Source organism: Bradyrhizobium sp. I71, from assembly GCF_022354745.1.
Classification (GTDB): Bacteria; Pseudomonadota; Alphaproteobacteria; order Rhizobiales; family Xanthobacteraceae; genus Bradyrhizobium; species Bradyrhizobium liaoningense.
In genome coordinates this window covers 6676351-6693705 of record NZ_CP059398.1, presented here as the reverse complement: position 1 = coordinate 6693705, position 17355 = coordinate 6676351, and the positions used below count along the sequence as shown (strand labels likewise).

Here is a 17355-nt window from a genome sequence, read left to right as displayed (position 1 = left end):
AATCCTCATCGGTGGCGCGGGATCCCCTCGCCGCAACGACGGCGGTCGGCATGGCCAGCCGCCGAACACGATCGACCAGAAAGTCAAGAAGGCGCGCCCGTCACGGGACCGCGCGACAGGGAGTGAACGATGGCGGGAGAGACGCTCGGCGTGATCGGCACGGGCCGCATGGGTGGTCCCATGGCGGGACGATTGATGGACGCGGGCTATTCGCTCGTCGTCTTTGACACGCAGGCCGAGGCAACCCAGCCGCTGGTCAAGCGCGGCGCGCTGCTCGGCAAGTCGCCGGCCGACGTCGCCTCGCGCGCCGACATCGTGCTCGCCAGCCTGCCGACGCCCGACATCGTCAAGGCCGTCATGCTCGGCGAGAACGGCATCAGCAGCGGCACCCGCGCCAAGATCGTGATCGATCTGTCGACCTCGGGTCCCGGCGCCGCGAAGTTCGTTGCCGAAGGCCTAAAGGCCGAGGGCATGACGCTGGTCGACGCGCCCGTGAGTGGCGGCATCAAGGGCGCCGTCAACGGCACGCTGGCAGTGATGGTGTCCTGCCCGCGGGCGACCTACGAGACGGTGCAGCCGATCCTGAAGAATTTCGGCAAGCTGTTCTACACCGGCGACAAGCCCGGCGTGGCGCAGACCGCCAAGCTCGCCAACAATCTGATGGCGGCCGCAGCGCTGGTGATCACCTCGGAAGCCGTCGCGATGGGCGTCAAGGGCGGCGTCAACGCCAAGGTCCTGATCGACATCATCAACGCCAGCAGCGGCCGCAACAGCGCCTCGGAAGACAAATTCCCCCGCGCGGTGCTGCCCGGCACGTTCGATTTCGGCTTCACCACCGGCCTCTCCTACAAGGACGTCCGCCTCTGCGTGGACGAGGCCGAGGCAATGGGCGTCCCGATGGTCTGCGGCGCAGTGGTGCGGCAGATGCTCGCCATCACCAATGCCAAATACGGCGCGTCATCCGATTTCACCTCGATCGCAAAAGTGCTCGAGGAGTGGGCCGGGGTAGAAATGCGCGGCTGATCGCGCAAGCTGTCAGGGAGAGAAGCCCGCGATGACGATCGGCCCGACGGGATCACGCAAAGTACCGCTCGCGCGCCAGATGGCGCGGAGCACGCTTGCCATCGATCTCGGTGATTTTGGATCGGACGTCGTCGCCAAGGCAAAGCTCTGCCTGCTCGATTTCCTGTCATGTGTCTTCGAAGCCGGCCAGCATCCCTGGAGCCGTCAGGCCGTTGCGATCGCGCATGGCTGCGGCGGCGCGACCATCATCGGCACCTCGCAGCTCTCCTCGCCGGCCGACGCAGCCTTCGCCAATGCCGTGATGGGGCACGGCCTGGTCCGCGAAGACATGCATGCCGCCAGCATCGCACACCACGGCGTCGTGATCTGGCCGACCCTGCTTGCACTGTCCGAGCAGGTGCCGCTGCACGGCGCCAAGCTGCTCGCAGCTGCCATCATCGGCTACGAGACCGGCGCGCGGATCGGCCGCGCGCTGCTGACCTCCGACCTCGCGCGTCTCTATCGCCCGACCGGCCTCGTGGCCCCTCTGGGCGCCGCGCTCGCGGGAAGCTTTGCGCTGGGCCTGTCCGAGGATCAGGCAGTCAGCGCCATTGCGATCGCGGCCAACACATCGGGCGGGCTCAACGAATGGCCGCACGCCGGCGGCTCGGACATGTATTTCCACCCGGGGTTTGCCGCGGGCAACGCGATCAGGGCGATCGGCCTTGCCGCGGCCGGCGCGTTCGGCTCGGAAACGATCATCGAGGGTGAAGCCGGTCTGTTCGCCGCCTATCGCCGCCAGGCCGCGCCCGACAGCATCGTGCTGTTCCCCAACGGCGCGTGCGAGATCATGGCGGTCTACAACAAGCCGGTCCCCGCCTGCAATTTCGCGCAGACTGCTGCGCAGGCGGCGCTTCGCGTTGCGCACGAGCTCGCCAGCACGGAGGAGATCGACCGGATCGTCATCCGCGCGCCGGACGCCGCGGTTCGCTATCCCGGCTGTGATTCCATGGGACCCTATCGCAACGCGCTTCAGGCCAAGATGAGCATCCCGTTCAGCGTGGCGGCGACGCTGGCGCGGGGCGAGATCGAGGAAGAGAACTACGCCGGGCTCGATGATGCCGACATCGTCCGCCTGGTTGCGGTCACGGAGCTGAAGGCAGACGCCGTTTTCACCGCCGCCTTCCCGGGCAAGCAGGGCGCGGAGGTGACCGTGCAGTTGCGCGACGGCCGGACCATTCGGCACGGTTTGCCCGACGTCGTCGCTGCAACGCCATCAGATATTCGCGCGCGCTTCCGCGCCGCCGCTAGCCGCGTGCTTGGCGAGGACCGCGCGCACCGGCTCGAGCAACTCATCGACGATTGCGAGCAGCTCGGCGATGCCGGCGCGATCGCAGCACAATGCCGTCTGGACGCACCGGAACGGGTTTTACGATCGGCATCATAAGAAGTGCCGAAGAGTAACGGGGGAAACATGGTCGACTTCGAGACCAGTCTAGCATCGTCAGCAGCCAGCGATCGCCGGCAAGCCTGCGTGACCGCCGCGTGGAGGCGGGGCTGATGGAAGCATTTCTGCAAGCGCTGGCCGCGGGCCTCTTGATCGGCGCCGTCTATGGCCTGATGTGCGTCGGGCTCGGCCTGATCTTCGGCGTCATGCGCGTCATCAACTTCGCCCATGGCGACTTCATGATGCTCGGCATGTATGCCGCGTTCTATCTCTTCACCGCCGCCGGCATCCAGGCGCTGTTCGGCAACACGGTGGGGCCGTTCGTGGCCATCCTGCTGGCAGGACCCGTGCTCGCCGTGTTCGGCTATTTCGTCCATCTGACCCTGATCTCGCGCGTCTCGGGCACGCGCACCGCGTCGCTGGAAGGCGACGGTCACTACGCCCAGCTCATCCTGACGCTCGGCATCGCGCTGATCCTGCAAAATGGCGGCCTCATCGTTTTCGGATCCGTTCTGGCCTCGATCCGCACGCCGCTTTCGAGCTCGGCGTGGGAGCTCGTTCCCTTCCTCGACATCAGCATCTTCCTCAACAAGGCGCGCAGCATCGACGCGATCGTTTCGCTCGCGATCATGACTCTGCTTTCGCTCCTGATCACGCGAACGCGGATCGGCAAGTCGCTGCGCGCTGCCGCGGACAACCCGACCGCCGCGACCTATATGGGCATCGACGTCGACCGCGCGCACCGAACCGCCTTCGCGCTCGGCTGCGGCATCACCGCGATTGCCGGCGGCCTGCTTGCCACCAACTATCCGTTCCATCCCTTTGTCGGACTCGAGTACGTCATCGTGATGTATGCCGGCGTCGTGCTCGGCGGCATGGGCAGCATCATCGGGGCCTTCTGGGGCGGCATGACGATCGGCCTCGTCCAGCAGATGTCGACGCTGATCCTGCCGACACAGCTGCAGAACGCCGCGATCTTCGCCGTCTTCCTTCTCATCATCTTCTTCCGACCGCAGGGCTTCTTCGGGCGGATGGTGGAGAGGACGTGACCATGCTCCGGATGCGCTCCTTTCTGCCTCCCCTCCTCTTTACGCTCGTCTACGCCGTCGTGTCGCTCGGCGTCACCAATTCGTACTACCAGCTGATCCTGACGCTGGTGCCGGTGTGGGCGGTGTTCGGCCTGTCGTGGAATCTGCTCAGCGGCTATACCGGCCTGATCTCGTTCGGCCACGCCGCCTTCTTCGGCATCGGCGCCTATGTGACCGCGCTCGGCCAGATCTATTTCGACATCTCGCCCTGGCTGCTGATTCCGGTCGCCGCCATGCTCGGCGGCATCGCCGGGCTCCTGATCGGCTTTCCGACCTTCCGCTTGCAGGGCCACTACTTCGCGCTGGCGATGCTCGCCTATCCGCTCGCCATTCTCTACGTGTTCGAATGGCTCGGCTTCCAGGAGGTGACGCTTCCGATCAAGCGCGATGCGCCGATCGCCTTCATGCAGTTCACCGATCCTCACGTCTACACCTTGCTGGGGCTGGCTATCATGCTCGGCACCATCGTGCTGACGCAACTGATCGAGCGCTCCCGCTTCGGCATGGCGCTGCTCGCGATCAAGCAGAACGAGGCCGCGGCCGAGGCCGCCGGCATCGACACGCTGGCCTGGAAGCTGCGCGCGATCACGCTCAGCGGCGCCATTGCCGCCGCGATCGGCGGCTTCTATGCACAGGTGCTGCTGGTCGTGACGCCGCAATCAGTGTTCGGCATGCTGGTGTCGGCGCAGGCTCTGACGGTTGCGATGTTCGGCGGCGTCGGCACGGTCTGGGGACCGGTGATCGGCTCGGTGATCCTGATCCCCCTCGCCGAGATCCTGCACGCCGAAGCCGGCGCTCGCTTTCCCGGCATCCAGGGCGTGATCTTCGGCTTCGCCATCGTCTGCGTCATCCTGATGGCGCCGGAAGGCCTGTTCTGGAAGCTGCGCGATCTCCTGCGCAGGCGCACTGCACCCAAGGCATCGGTCAGCGATACAGCGGAAGCTGTCGCCAACGTCACGACGCTGAAACCGGCTGCGCGTCAGCGCGCCGCCAAGGGTGAAGTGATGCTCGAGGTCAAGAACCTGTCGCGCTCCTTTGGCGGCCTCAAGGCCGTGCAGGACGTCAGCTTCAAGCTGCACAAGAACGAGATCCTCGGCATCATCGGCCCGAACGGCGCCGGCAAGACCACGCTGTTCAACCTCCTCAACGGCTTCCTGAAGCCGAGCCAGGGCGAGGTGCTGATCGACGGCCGCAACATGTCGGGCCAGCGGCCGCATGTGATTTGCGAGGCCGGCATCGGCCGCACCTTCCAGGTGATGCGACCGTTCCTGCGCATGTCGATCCTCGACAATGTCGTGGTCGGCGCCTATGTCCGCGCACGCACCGACGACGAAGCCCGCAAGCTTGCCGCCGATGCGGTCGCCCGCGTCGGGCTTTCCGCCGTCGCCGACCGTGTCGCCGGCGAGCTCTCCACCAAGGAGTTGCGGCTGATGGAGCTGGCCCGCGCGATTGCCGGTCAGCCGCGCATCCTGCTGCTCGACGAGACGCTCGCGGGCCTCGGCCATGGCGAGGCAGACGAGGTCGTCGCCGTGATCCAGCAGCTCGCGCGCGACGGCATGACCATCGCAATCATCGAGCACACCATGCAGGCCATGGTCCGCCTGGTCGACAGCTTCCTCGTGCTCGACCACGGTGCCGTCATCACCGAGGGCCTGCCCGAGGTGGTGACGCGCGACAGTCGGGTGATCGAGGCCTATCTCGGCAAGAAATGGGTGGGCCATGCTGCGAATTGAGGGATTGAGCGCGGGTTATTCGGCCAAGCCCGTCCTGAACGACGTCTCGATCGACGTCGGTGCCGGCCAGTTCGTCGCCATCGTCGGCCCCAACGGCGCCGGCAAGACCACGCTGTTCAAGACCATCTCCGGCATCGTCAAGCCCAGCGGCGGGTCGATCACTTTCGACGGCGTCGACCTGCTCGCGGTGCCGCCGCCGCAGCGCGCCCATCTCGGCATCGCCCATGTCCCCGAGGGACGCCAGGTCTTTCCGTCCCTGACCGTGATGGAAAACCTGGAAATGGGCGCGATGACCGAAAGCGGCCGGCGCGACTGGCAGGCCAATATCGAGCGCATCTTCGAATGGCTGCCCGTGCTGAAGGAACGCTGCAACCAGTTCGCCGGCACGATGTCCGGCGGCCAGCAGCAGATGCTCGCGATCGGCCGCGGCCTCGCCTCCTCGCCGCAGCTGTTGATGCTGGACGAGCCCTCGATGGGGCTCGCTCCCTCGACCGCGGACTTCATCTTCGAGCGGCTGATCGAGATCCGGCGCCAGTCCGGGCTGACCATGCTGCTGGTCGAGCAGCGCGTCGCGGAGGCGCTGGAATCCGCCGATCACGGCTATGTCCTCGAAGCCGGCCACGTCGTGCTCCAGGGCAACAACGCCACGCTGCGCGCCGACGATCGCGTGCGCAAGGCCTATCTCGGCATGTGACAACCATAAAAACAGGGATCAGGGAGCAAACAACATGAACAGGATATCGAAGAGCAAATCGACGGGCCTGACGCGCCGGACCGTGCTGTCCGGTGTCGCCGCCGTCGGCCTCGCCGGCGTGGCGCGCGCGCAAGGACCGGCAGAGATCAAGGTCGGCCTGATCGTGCCGCTGTCAGGCATCTACACCCGCCCCGGCCAGGTGATGAAGATGGGCGCCGAGATGGGCATCGAGCACATCAACGCGCAAGGCGGCATCAAGGCGCTCGGCGGCGCCAAGCTGAAGCTGGTCGTGATCGACTGCGGCGACACCACCGAGAAGGCCAAGAACGCGGCGCAGCGCATGGTGGCGCAGGAGCCCGATCTGGTCGCCGCAACCGGCGCCTATCTCTCCTCCTTCACGCTGGCGGTCACCGAGGTCACCGAGCGCGCCGAGCTGCCGGTGCTGACGCTGTCCTATTCGGACCTTTTGACCGACCGCGGCTTCAAATACATCTTCCAGACCGCCGCGACCGCGAGCCGCCAGTCCGAGCTCGGCCTGCCGACCTTGATGAAGCTCGCCGAGAATGCCTCCGGCAAGAAGCCGAAGACAGTTGCGATGTTGATGGACAATACCGCGACCTCGGTCGCCACCGCCAAGGCGCTCAAGGAGAAGCTGTTCGCGCAGGAAGGCCTCCAGCTCGTGGTCGAGGAGGTCTGGACCCCGCCTTTGTCGGATGCGACGCCGCTGATCCAGAAGGTGCGCTCGGCCAAGCCCGATCTGCTGCTATTCATGCCGAATGCGGTGTCGGACGCCAAGCTCGGCCTGGAGAAGATCAGCGAGTTTGGGCTCGGCCAGGGCAAGATCCCGACCGTGTCCTTCAGCATCACCATCGCCGAGCCCGACATGCTGCAGAGCGTCAGCCCGGAGACGGTGCAAGGCATCATGACCATCGTCGCCAATTGGGGCTCGAAGGGCCACGAGGCGCTGATCGCCGAGCTCACGGCCAAATACAAGGAGCCCTGGATGACGCAGAACGTCATCTCGACCTATGGCGACATGTGGTTGATGAAGGAGGCGCTGGAGAAGGCCGGCAAGGCCGATCGCAATGCGGTCGCACAGGCTTTCCGCACCATGGATGCCGGCCCGTCGAAATATTACCCGGGCGGCCAGCTCAGGTTCGATGAGAAGGGTCGCCGCGTCGGCGCCGGCGTCGTCATCGTGCAATGGCAATCGGGCGTGCCAGTCACCGTTTATCCGCCCGAGCTCGCGCAGGCGCAGCCGTTCTGGCCGAAGAAATCCTAAAGCGTCGCGCGATTTTTCAGGGAGGGGAAACGTCATGACTGCAAAGAGCAAGACCACGATCTCTCGCCGAATGCTGCTGGCCGGCGCCTCCGGCACGCTGATCGCATCCCGTGTTGCCTGGGCGCAGCAGCCTGCCGAGGTGAAGGTCGGCCTGCTTGTGCCGATCTCCGGGCTCTACGCCCGCCCGGGAACGGTGATGCGCGAGGGCGCCGAGATGGCGATCGACCACATCAACGCGCAAGGCGGCGTCAAAGCGCTCGGCGGCGCCAAGCTGAAGCTCGTGGTGCTCGATTCCGGCGACACCACCGAGAAGGCCAAGAACGCGGCGCAGCGCATGGTGGCGCAGGAGACCGATCTGGTCGCGGCCAGCGGCGCCTATCTCTCCTCTTTCACGCTCGCGGTGACCGAGGTGACGGAGCGCGCCAACCTGCCCATGCTCACCCTCTCCTACTCCGACCTGATCACCGAGCGCGGATTCAAATACGTGTTCCAGACCGCGGCCACCGCGGGATCGCAGGCCAAGCAGGCATTGCCGCAGATCATCAAGCTGGCGGAAACGGCCGCGGGCAAGCGACCGAAGACGGTCGCGATCCTCACCGACAACACGGGGGCCTCGATCGCCTCCGCCAAGGCGATGCGCGAGGGTCTGCTGGCGGAAAACCAGTTGCAGCTGATCGTCGACGAGACGTTTACGCCGCCGCTGGCCGATGCAACCTCGCTGGTGCAGAAGATCCGTTCGGCCAAGCCCGACCTGCTTTTCTTCCTGCCGACAGTGATCTCGGACGCAAAACTGCTGCTCGAGAAGATGAACGAATTCGGCCTCGGCCAGGGCAAGGTGCCGACGATCTCGTTCGGCATCGCGATCGCCGAGCCGGACATGCTGCAGACCGTCAGCCCCGAACTGCTCCAGGGCGTCCTGACCTGCGTCGCCAGCTGGGGCGCCAAGGGCCACGAGGCGCTGATCGCCGAACTGAAGACCCGCTACAAGGAGCCGTGGATGACGCAGAACGCGATCTCCACCTATGGCGACATGTGGGTGATCAAGGACGCGCTGGAAAAGGCCGGCAAGGCCGATCGCGTCGCCGTCGGCGAAGCGCTACGCACCATGGATGGCGGGCCCTCGAAATATTACCCGCTCGGCGAGATCAAGTTCGACGAGAAGGGCCGCCGCGTCGGCGCCGGCATGACCATCGTGCAGTGGCAATCCGGGGTGCCGGTGACTGTGTTCCCGCCGGAACTCGCGCTGGCAAAGCCGTTCTGGCCCAAGAGCTGACCTAACAGCTGACAACGCCGAAAGAGAAACGGAGACCACAATGGACAAGGCGACGTACGACCGCGGCCTCGAAATCCGCAAGAGCGTGCTCGGCAACGAGTTCGTCGAAAAGGCGATCGCATCCGCCGACGAGTTCAACCGGCCGATGCAGGACCTCACCACGGAGTATTGCTGGGGCTACGTCTGGGGACGCGAGGGCCTGACGCGAAAGACCCGCAGTTTCCTCAACCTGGCGATGCTCTGCGCGCTCAACCGTCCGCACGAGCTGAAGACGCATGTCCGCGGCGCGCTCGCCAATGGCGCCACCAAGGAGGAGATCCGCGAGGTCTTCATGCAGGTCGCGATCTATTGCGGCGTGCCGGCCGGTGTGGATGCGTTCCGCAACGCGAAGGAAGTCTTCGCCGAGCTCGACAAGAAGTAATCGAGCGTGATCGCGATGAAGGGCAAATGGGCACTCGTGACCGGCGCGACCGCGGGCCTCGGCTTCGCCATCGCGGAAGGCCTTGCCGGAGCGGGCGCCAACATTGTCCTGCACGACCTCGCTCAGCCGAAACAGGCCGCAGATGACCTGCGCGCCCGCTTCGGCGTGGAGGTTATCGCGGCCGGTGCCGATCTATCCCAACGCGAGGCAATCGAGGCCATGATGGCCGATCTGCTCGATCGCTGCGGCGCTATCGATATTCTGGTCAACAACGCCGTTGTCAGGCATTTCTCCGCCATCGAGCTGTTTCCGCCCGAGAGGTGGGAGCAAGCGCTGGCCGTTAACCTGTCGGCGCCATTCCATCTGATCCGCCTGGCGCTGCCAGCGATGAAGCGGCGTGGCTTTGGGCGGATCATCAATCTGGGCTCGATCTATTCGAGCCGCGCGGTCGAGGACCGCATCGACTACGTCACCACCAAGACGGCCATCCTGGGCATGACCCGCGCCGTCGCCATCGAGACAGCGCGCAGCGGCGTCACCAGCAACACGCTCTGCCCGGGCACGCTGCCGACCCCTGCGATCATTAACAAGATCGCCGGCATTGCTGCAAACAACGGCCGTCCCGTCGAGGACGTGACCCGCGACTATCTCGGCGAGCGCCAGCCGACGCAGCGCTTCGTCGAAATGGATGCCGTCGCCGCCATGGTCGTCTTTCTCTGCGGTCCCGCCGCAAACGACATCACCGGCGCCAGCCTGCCGATCGACGGCGGCTGGTCGGTCGCATGAGGACACTGGAATGGGAGTGCTGCGATGACTGAACAATCGGGCCAGACCGCCGTGCTGACGGGCGCCGCTGGCGGCATGGGACGCGCCATCACCAGGGCGCTGCTGGACAGCGGCCGCCGCGTCGTGCTGGTCGATCGTGACGCCAAGGCGCTGCAGGAACTGGCGGCGACGGGCGGAGACGCGGTGTTTCCGATCCAGCTCGACATCAGCGACGCGAAGGCTGTGGATGGCCTGCCAGACGCCATTCCCGGTCATTTCAAACCGTTGGACGTCCTCATCAACAATGCCGGCCACGATATCGGCGGGCGGACCCGCTTCGACATCGGCTCCGCGGACGACTGGTCCAACATCATCCAGACCAATCTGATCGGCCTGATGCGCGTCACCCGCGCGATCCTGCCTGAGATGGTCCAGCGCAACGCCGGCCATATCGTCAACATCAGCTCCATCAACGCGGTGCGGATCGTGCCCGACATGGCCGCGTACAGCACCAGCAAGGCGGGCGTGCACATGTTCACCGAGACCCTCCGGGGCGAACTCGCGGAAACCGCGATCCGGGTCACCGAGCTTCAGCCCGGCCTGACCCGGACCAACATCATCCTGACCCGCTACCGCGGCGATCAGCAGAAGGAAAGGGACTATTTCGACCAGTTCAGGATGGCGCTCGATCCGGCCGATATCGCCCGTTCGATCGTGTTCGCCCTCGACCAGCCCGCCCACGTTCAAATTGCCGAAATGATGATTCTGCCTGTAAACCGGTACTGATTTTTCCCGAACAGGATCAGAACATGGAAAGACGCCGCGAATTGCAGTCGACACTCCGCATCGACGACGTCCCGACCGTCCGGGCGATGGTGGCGCAGAAGCTGCGTGCGGCGATCATGTCGGGAACGCTGAAGCCGGGCCAGCGCTTGGTCGAGCGCGAGCTCTGCGAGATGATGGGCGTCAGCCGTCCCTCGATCCGCGAAGCGCTGCGTGCGCTCGAAGCCGACGGGCTGGTCAGGATGGTCCCGCACCGCGGCCCCGTGGTGTCCACGATCAGCCTCGAAGAGGCGCGGCAGCTCTACGCCGCACGCGCGGTGCTCGAAGGCTTCGCCGGCCGCGAATGCGCCAGGCTTCACGACCCGGACGTCGCGCGCCGGATCGGGGATGCCCTGACACGGCTGAAGGCGGCGGCGGCCAAGCAAGACCTCGTCGGATGCCTCGAAGCCAAGACCGATTTCTACGCGGCGCTGATCGGCGGCTGCCGCAATGCCTTCATCGAGCGCATGCTCAAGCCGCTGCACGACCGAATTCAACTGCTGCGGATTACATCAATGTCGCAGCCTAAACGGATCAACAAGAGCCTGCGCGAGGTCACCGCGATCTGGCGCGCGATCCAGAGCGGCGATCCGGATCTCGCCGAGCGCTGCTGCGTCGACCACATCAATGCGGCCGCCGTGGCCGCGCTCGACATGATCGAAAAATCGTCGACGGCCAAGGAGGCGGCGCCTTCCGACGACTAGAACAATGCCGCCAGGGAGTGTTCGATGACGTATCTCGTACGATCGCTGATCCTGTTTTTCCTGCTCTACCCCTGTGGCGCCGCGATCGCGGATAACTATCCCAATCGCCCGGTCACGATGATCGTGCCCTTCTCCGCCGGCGGTCCCGGCGACGTCATTGCGCGCATCCTCGGCAGCGCCATGAGCGCAACGCTGAAACAGTCCATCGTCATCGAGAATGTCGTCGGCGCCGGCGGCACGCTCGGCACCAACCGCGTCGCCAAGGCGGCTCCTGATGGCTACACGCTTCTGCTGATGCATGTCGGCCAGGCCACGGCCCCTGCCCTCTACGCCAAACTGCCGTTTGATCCCGTCGGTGACTTCGCCCCGATCGGTCTCGTCACTGACGTGCCGATGATCCTGGTGGCGCGGCCGGATTTTCCGGCGAAGGATTTGAGCGAGATGATCACTCGGATCCGAAGCGAGGGTGACAAGATGACTTTCGGCAATGTCGGGCTCGGCTCGGCCTCACAGCTATGCGGCCTGATGTTCATGAGCGCCACCGACACGAAGCTCTCGCAGATCTATTACAAGGGTGGCGGACCGGCGCTGAACGACGTCATCGCCGGCCATATCGACGTCTATTGCGATCCCGCGACAGGGCCGACGCCATACATCCAGTCGAAGACGATCAAGGGGTATGCCATCACCAGCAAGACACGTGTCGCAACGCTGCCTGACGTGCCAACCTCGGCAGAGGCCGGCGTTCCCGAGTTCAACGTCACGACCTGGTACGGCCTCTACGCGCCGCGCGGCACGCCTAGGCCGGTGGTCGACCATCTGGTCGGCGCGCTCCGGACCGCGCTCAAGGATCCGGCCTTGATCGGCCGCTTTGCCGAGCTCAGCATGGCGCCGGTTGAGCCCGCGCGCGCAACGCCGGAAGCTCTCGAATCTTTCCTGAAAGCCGAGATCGGCAAGTGGGGACGGATCATCAAGGCCGCGGGGATCGAGCCACAGTAGATTTCACCATCAAGGGATCGAAGAGAGGCTTTCGGATAAAACACAAGTGACGATAATCCGCGTTGAACACATCAGGTTCGCTATTGGCCAGCAATCACGTTGGCTGCCGCATGATTTTTCTTGATCCCCCGGTGCAAACGTCGTGCACACATCGCCTTCTAACCGATTGAAAGACTTAAACTCTCGTTCCAGTCCATCATGGGCTAATTTGGGCCACCTCCAGCCAAAGATCGCCAAATAGAGCACGCTTCAAGAGACAGTCGCCGTGTGGCCCACGAGATAATGTGCCGACCTTTGCACGTCGATGGCTATTTCTGAAGCGACGATAGCCAGCTGCGACCGCCGACATCCCCCGCAAGGGATAGGCTTGCTCGGGCGATGATCTCTGCCCATGGCGTAGAGGCTGTTGAAACGGTTGGCGATACACACGCGCTCCCCATTAGGATCGGCGAAGAGCGGTTTCGGCTCCAGCCCCAGCCGGACTGGTCACCCCGACAGTGTGGTAGGCTCGACCGAAATTGATCAGATTGTCCGTGCAGCCGGATCTTTGCACGGCTACCACGCGGCAAAACAGCACGTCATGCGTCCCGACATTGACCATGTCGGCAATCCGGCAATCGAACGCAACGGAACAGTCAGCGAGCACCGGCGCCCCTGTTGCGAGTGTCGCTGCCGTCAACATCGTTACGACCGACGGTGTCGCGGGCCGCGCCGGACTTACCGCATCCGCGATCTGCAGCGTCACCGACGATCCGCCAACTCTTCTGGTTTGCATCAACCGCGGCTCCTTCGCCTATGCCAGCGTGATGCGCAATAAAGTCGTCTGCGTCAACGTGCTCCCGGCCCGGCACGAGCCGCTGTCCCGCCTGTTCGGCGGCAAGGCGCCGGCCGAGGAACGCTTCGCCGCAGCCGCGTGGTCGCCGAGACAGGCCATCGCGTCACGATAGTCCCGAGGGGTCACATCTTGCATTGACGTCCTCATGCCTCGATAACAGGCGCGAATGCGAGTTCGCGCAGCACCTGTGCCAGCACGGATGCTCCTGCGGCGACATGATCGGGCTCGGCCCATTCGTGCTCGACGTGGCTCACCCCGTCGCGGCACGGGATGAAGATCATCGCGGTCGGGCAGACCTTGGCGAGATGACGGGCATCGTGACCGGCGGCGGAGAGGATCGCCATAGCGGAATACCCCTGCTCACGCGCGGCCGCCGCAATGCGCGCGCGCAGGCGCGGATCGAATCCGTTCGACGGCGCGTCGACGAGCGGCGTCACCGTAACCGAGCACGGCGGCGCCTTCTCCTGGCAAAGAGCTCCGATGTGCGCGCCCGCGGCATCCAGCACCGCATTGTCGGGATGGCGCAGATCGATGCTAAAGCTGACGCGCAAAGGCACCACTGACGGTGCGTTCGGCACGACGGCGACCCGGCCGATGGTGAACTTGATGTCGGCATCGATTCCGCCGATCTCGGCATGGAGTGCGGTCGCCATCCGCGCAAAAGCCGCGAGCGCGTCTCGCCTCTCCTGTTGCGCCAGCGTGCCCGCATGGCCCTCGGCACCCTCGACCACGACCTGAAACGTCTTCTTGCCCTGGATGCCGGTGACGACGCCGATCGTGCAGGCGGCCGCTTCCAGCAGCGGTCCCTGCTCGATGTGCAGTTCGAGATAGGCCCCGGTGGCAAAGCCGAGCGGCCGGCGCGGCATATCAGGAAACGCCTGGTGCAGGCGATCGAGCGCCTCGCCGACGCTGATGCCGTTTGAATCGCGTGCGATGCGGATCGTGGCCAGGTCGCGCTCGCCGGTGAAGGCCTCCGAGCCCATCATGCCCGGCGCGAAGCGCGAGCCCTCCTCGTTCATCCAGGCGACGACGATGACGTCGCGCGCAGGCTTCTCGTCTTGGCCGGCGAGCGAGACCACCGCTTCGAGTGCCGCCATCACGCCAGCCGCACCATCGAACTTTCCGCCGGTCGGCTGGCTGTCGAGATGACTGCCAAGGAGAAGCGGCGGCACGCCGCGATCGCGGCCGGCCAGCGTCAGGAACAGGTTTCCCGCAGCGTCGGTCGACGGCGTCAGGCTCGCCTCGCATGCCCAGCCGATGACGCGATGCCAAGCGGCGATCTCGCCGTCGCTCAACGCCTGGCGGTTGACCCCGCCGGCCGGCGTCGCGCCGATTTCGGCGAGCGCCATCAGCCGCGTCCAGAGCCGATCGGCGTTGATCAGAGGCAGGCTAGTCATCGACTACTTCGTGCGCATGATCTGGCCCGGCAGCGCGCGGGGATCGCGCGGCAGCCAGTGTCCGGCCTCGACCTGGGCGATGAACTCGGCGAGCAATGCGTTGAACGCCGCCGGCTCTTCGAGATTGAGCGTGTGGCCGGTCTTGGGGAAGACCGAGAGGCCGCAGGCGGGAATGGTCTTCTTCAGGAAGATGCCGGGCTGGAGACAGTGGTCGTCCTCGTCGCCGACGATAACCAGCGTCGGCACCATCATCTCTTTCAAGCCGTCCTCGAGATCATAGAACGACGGCCGCCGCGCCTGGACGCCGCGCATGGTGTTGGCGGCGCCGCGATCGGAATGGGTGGCGAGGCGATCGGCGAATTCCTGCCAGCCGCGCGGATCCTTGTTCTGGAACTGCACCCGGCTCGCACCGAGTGCATAGATCCTCGAGAATTCCCTGGCGCCCTGCTTCTCGAAATTGTCGGCGACTTCGAGCGAAACGTCGCGAAAATATTCCGCGAACTCCTTCTCGCAGCCATAGCCGGCGCCGGCCACCGTGAGAGACAACGCGCGCTCCGGCGTACGCAAGCCGAAATGCACCGTGCAGAACCCGCCCATGGAGAGGCCGACGATGTGCGCCTTCTCGATCTTGAGTGCATCGAGCACGGCGACCGCATCGTCGGCGGCGATCACCTGCGAATAGGCCTCCACGCTGTCGGGCACGTCTGACGGCGGATAGCCGCGTGCGGCGTAGCTGATGCAGCGGTGGCGCCGGCCGAAATAACGCAGCTGCGGCTCCCAGCTTTGGTGATTGCCGCCGAACTCGTGGATGAAGAGGATTGGCGTTCCCTCGCCCGCTTCCTCCACGTGCAGCTTCACGCCATCTTTTGCTGTGATCGTCGTCATCGGCATCGTCCCTAGAATTGCGGCGGCAGGTCGTTGAGCGTGCGCGCCTGCGCGACCATCTCCGGCAGCAGCGTACAGAACTTCTCGACCCAGGTTTGCGGCACCGAAGTGCTGATCTTGACGAAGCGGTCGCCGAAGCGCTGGGTGTGATAGGTGCCCTGCCGGATCATGATGCCCTGGCGGCGATAGCATTCGACCAGCGCCTCCGGGCGGATGCCCGCCGCGATAGTCTCGAGCACGAGGAAGTTACCGTGCGAGGGCATGATCGGCAGCCCGAGCCCGTCGATCGCGGCGGCGGCCTCCTGGATCATCGCCTTGTTGGCCCGGTCGGTGCTGCGGACCTTCTTCATCCATTCGGCCTTGACCGACAACCCCGCCTGCGCCGCGCGTTGGGCGATGACGCTGGCGCCGAGCACGCTGGTGGAGGTGTGCGCCAGTTCCTCGAACAGGTCGGACGCGGCGACGAGGGCTCCGATGCGGAGGCCCGCGAGCCCTAGCCATTTCGAAAAGCTGGTCGAGACCACCGAGCCTTTCGGGGCAACATGCAGTGCCGGAGTATGGCCGTCGGCAAAATCGCGATAAGTGCAGTCGTGCACCAGCAGCGCGCCGCAATCGCGCGCGATCGCTGCAAAGCTCTCGATCTCCTCGCGGGTGTAGCGGATGCCGAGCGGATTGTTGGGATCGACGAGGTAGATGATCGCGGTGCGCTCATCGACATTCGCCTTCAAGGCCTCGGGCGTCAGGCGGTAGTTGCAGGCGGGATCGTAGATCGGAATCTCGATCACCTCGGCGCCTTGCTGGCGCGCGAACAGGCACGGCCATTTCCAGGTCGGGTCGGTCGTGACCAGCGTGGTGCCGGGCTTGCAGCGCGCGCGGCAGATCATCGCCAGCGCGTTGACTCCGCCCTCGGTCACCAGCGCTTCTGCGCCGGGCGCGCCAAGATCGGCGACGATCGCCGCGCGCAGCGCCTCGAAGCCGAGCGGCGGCGCATAGGCATTGAACTCGCCCGCCTCGATCGAGCGCAGCATCGCCTCGCGCACAGCGGGATGGCTCTCGATGTGGTTGGTATTCTGGCCGAGCCAATAGAGCCCCGGCGTCGCCGAGAGCTCGTCGAAATAACGGTTGCGGACCAGCGCGGCGGATTGAGGCTTCGACATCTATGCCTCAGATCACCGAGCCGCGCGCGGCAATGCCGCCGTCGATCGTCACAACGGTGCCGGTGATATAGCCGGACCGCGGCGAGGACAGGAAGGCGACGAGATCGGCGACCTCTTCCGAGGTCGCAGGCCGTTTGCCCGGATATTTGTCGAACAGCTCCTCCCAGCGGCCTTCGTCGCCGAGCATGTCGATCGCCTTGCGCTTCATGATCTTGAGCATGCGGTCGGTGGCAACCGGCCCCGGATTGATGGCGACGACGCGGACGCCGTGATCGAGGCTGCGGCCGCCGAGCGCCTTGGTGAAGGACATCAGCGCCGCATTGCCGGTCGAGCCTGCGATATAGCTCGCGTCCCAGTTCTCACCGGAATTGCCGATGATGTTGATGATAACGCCGTCCTTGCCCTTCATGCGCGGGTAATAGAGACGCGACAGCGTGATGTAGCCGAACACCTTGAGATCGAAGCCGCGCCGCCAGGCGGCATCGTCGAGGATTTCAAGCGAGCCGGCCGGGATGTCGCCGGCATTGTTGATGAGGATGTCGATATCGCCGACCTCGGCAGCGAGCTTCTCCATCGCGGATGTGCTCGACAGGTCGAGTGCATGGATCGTGATCTTCACGCCATGGCGGGCTTCGAGCTGCTTCTTGGCCTTGAGCATTGCCTCGCCGTTGCGGGCGGCGAGATGCAAATGACACCCCTCCGCGGCGAAAAGCTCGGCCACCGCCAATCCAATCCCTTTCGACGCGCCGGTGATGAGGGCGGTCTTGTTCGTCAGCTTCAGGTCCACTCCGGGTCTCCAGGATGCAAGCTAGATATACAAAGTCTAGCAATTTGCATACCAAGAGACCGGA

The 17355-nt window shown here is 65.0% G+C and carries 17 protein-coding genes and 1 pseudogene; 13 read left to right on the top strand and 5 right to left on the bottom strand.

Going from position 1 to position 17355, the window contains the following annotated elements; genetic code table 11:
- Positions 1-129 precede the first annotated feature (129 nt).
- The 12 genes from FJV43_RS31755 (at position 130) to FJV43_RS31700 (ending at position 12230) form a co-directional block, all read left to right on the top strand.
- Entirely contained in the window at positions 130-1023 is an 894-nt protein-coding gene (locus tag FJV43_RS31755) for an NAD(P)-dependent oxidoreductase (RefSeq protein ID WP_239622948.1), read from the top strand.
- Between the two features lie 31 nt (positions 1024-1054).
- Positions 1055-2449: an MmgE/PrpD family protein gene (locus FJV43_RS31750; protein ID WP_239622947.1), complete on the top strand. Its 1395-nt coding sequence runs from the start codon at positions 1055-1057 to the stop codon at positions 2447-2449.
- A 113-nt stretch (positions 2450-2562) separates the two neighbouring features.
- On the top strand, positions 2563-3498 hold the full coding sequence (locus FJV43_RS31745; RefSeq protein ID WP_239622946.1) for a branched-chain amino acid ABC transporter permease: 936 nt from the start codon (positions 2563-2565) through the stop codon (positions 3496-3498).
- A 2-nt stretch (positions 3499-3500) separates the two neighbouring features.
- On the top strand, positions 3501-5270 hold the full coding sequence (locus tag FJV43_RS31740) for a branched-chain amino acid ABC transporter ATP-binding protein/permease (RefSeq protein WP_239629703.1): 1770 nt from the start codon (positions 3501-3503) through the stop codon (positions 5268-5270).
- Positions 5257-5964: an ABC transporter ATP-binding protein gene (locus FJV43_RS31735; protein ID WP_239622945.1), complete on the top strand. Its 708-nt coding sequence runs from the start codon at positions 5257-5259 to the stop codon at positions 5962-5964. The genes FJV43_RS31740 and FJV43_RS31735 overlap by 14 nt, the downstream gene beginning before the upstream one ends.
- A 34-nt stretch (positions 5965-5998) precedes the next feature.
- Entirely contained in the window at positions 5999-7246 is a 1248-nt protein-coding gene (locus FJV43_RS31730; RefSeq protein WP_239622944.1) for an ABC transporter substrate-binding protein, read from the top strand.
- A gap of 34 nt (positions 7247-7280) precedes the next feature.
- Positions 7281-8519 carry an ABC transporter substrate-binding protein gene (locus FJV43_RS31725; protein WP_239622943.1) on the top strand — a complete coding sequence of 413 codons (1239 nt, stop codon included), beginning with the start codon at positions 7281-7283 and terminating at the stop codon, positions 8517-8519.
- Positions 8520-8559: 40 nt separating this feature from the next.
- Positions 8560-8940 (top strand): carboxymuconolactone decarboxylase family protein, encoded by a 381-nt coding sequence (locus FJV43_RS31720; RefSeq protein WP_239622942.1) that lies wholly within the window; start codon positions 8560-8562, stop codon positions 8938-8940.
- Positions 8941-8955: 15 nt separating this feature from the next.
- Entirely contained in the window at positions 8956-9726 is a 771-nt protein-coding gene (locus FJV43_RS31715; protein ID WP_239629701.1) for an SDR family oxidoreductase, read from the top strand.
- Positions 9727-9750: 24 nt separating this feature from the next.
- The gene (locus FJV43_RS31710; RefSeq protein WP_239622941.1) at positions 9751-10491 is read left to right on the top strand and encodes an SDR family oxidoreductase; all 741 of its coding nucleotides are present in this window, start codon (positions 9751-9753) and stop codon (positions 10489-10491) included.
- A 23-nt stretch (positions 10492-10514) separates the two neighbouring features.
- The gene (locus FJV43_RS31705; protein ID WP_239622940.1) at positions 10515-11231 is read left to right on the top strand and encodes a GntR family transcriptional regulator; all 717 of its coding nucleotides are present in this window, start codon (positions 10515-10517) and stop codon (positions 11229-11231) included.
- A 24-nt stretch (positions 11232-11255) separates the two neighbouring features.
- Positions 11256-12230: a tripartite tricarboxylate transporter substrate-binding protein gene (locus tag FJV43_RS31700; RefSeq protein WP_239622939.1), complete on the top strand. Its 975-nt coding sequence runs from the start codon at positions 11256-11258 to the stop codon at positions 12228-12230.
- 439 nt (positions 12231-12669) lie between these two features.
- On the opposite strand, the gene FJV43_RS31695 is transcribed toward FJV43_RS31700, so the two are convergent.
- Positions 12670-12912: a flavin reductase gene (locus FJV43_RS31695; RefSeq protein ID WP_239622938.1), complete on the bottom strand. Its 243-nt coding sequence runs from the start codon at positions 12910-12912 to the stop codon at positions 12670-12672.
- Between FJV43_RS31695 and FJV43_RS31690 the strand changes: the two are divergent.
- A pseudogene (locus FJV43_RS31690) lies at positions 12830-13147 on the top strand (flavin reductase); the annotation flags it as partial. The gene FJV43_RS31695 and the pseudogene FJV43_RS31690 overlap by 83 nt on opposite strands.
- A gap of 61 nt (positions 13148-13208) precedes the next feature.
- Here the strand turns inward: FJV43_RS31690 and FJV43_RS31685 are convergent.
- Genes FJV43_RS31685 through FJV43_RS31670 form a run of 4 tightly spaced genes read right to left on the bottom strand, consistent with a single transcriptional unit; the run spans position 13209 to position 17291 of the window.
- Positions 13209-14462, bottom strand: a complete 1254-nt coding sequence (locus FJV43_RS31685; protein WP_239622937.1) for a Zn-dependent hydrolase — start codon at positions 14460-14462, stop codon at positions 13209-13211.
- A gap of 3 nt (positions 14463-14465) precedes the next feature.
- Positions 14466-15347 (bottom strand): alpha/beta hydrolase, encoded by an 882-nt coding sequence (locus FJV43_RS31680; RefSeq protein WP_239622936.1) that lies wholly within the window; start codon positions 15345-15347, stop codon positions 14466-14468.
- A gap of 11 nt (positions 15348-15358) precedes the next feature.
- Positions 15359-16504 carry a pyridoxal phosphate-dependent aminotransferase gene (locus tag FJV43_RS31675; RefSeq protein WP_239622935.1) on the bottom strand — a complete coding sequence of 382 codons (1146 nt, stop codon included), beginning with the start codon at positions 16502-16504 and terminating at the stop codon, positions 15359-15361.
- Between the two features lie 7 nt (positions 16505-16511).
- The gene (locus FJV43_RS31670) at positions 16512-17291 is read right to left on the bottom strand and encodes an SDR family oxidoreductase (RefSeq protein ID WP_239622934.1); all 780 of its coding nucleotides are present in this window, start codon (positions 17289-17291) and stop codon (positions 16512-16514) included.
- Between the last annotated feature and the right edge of the window lie 64 nt (positions 17292-17355).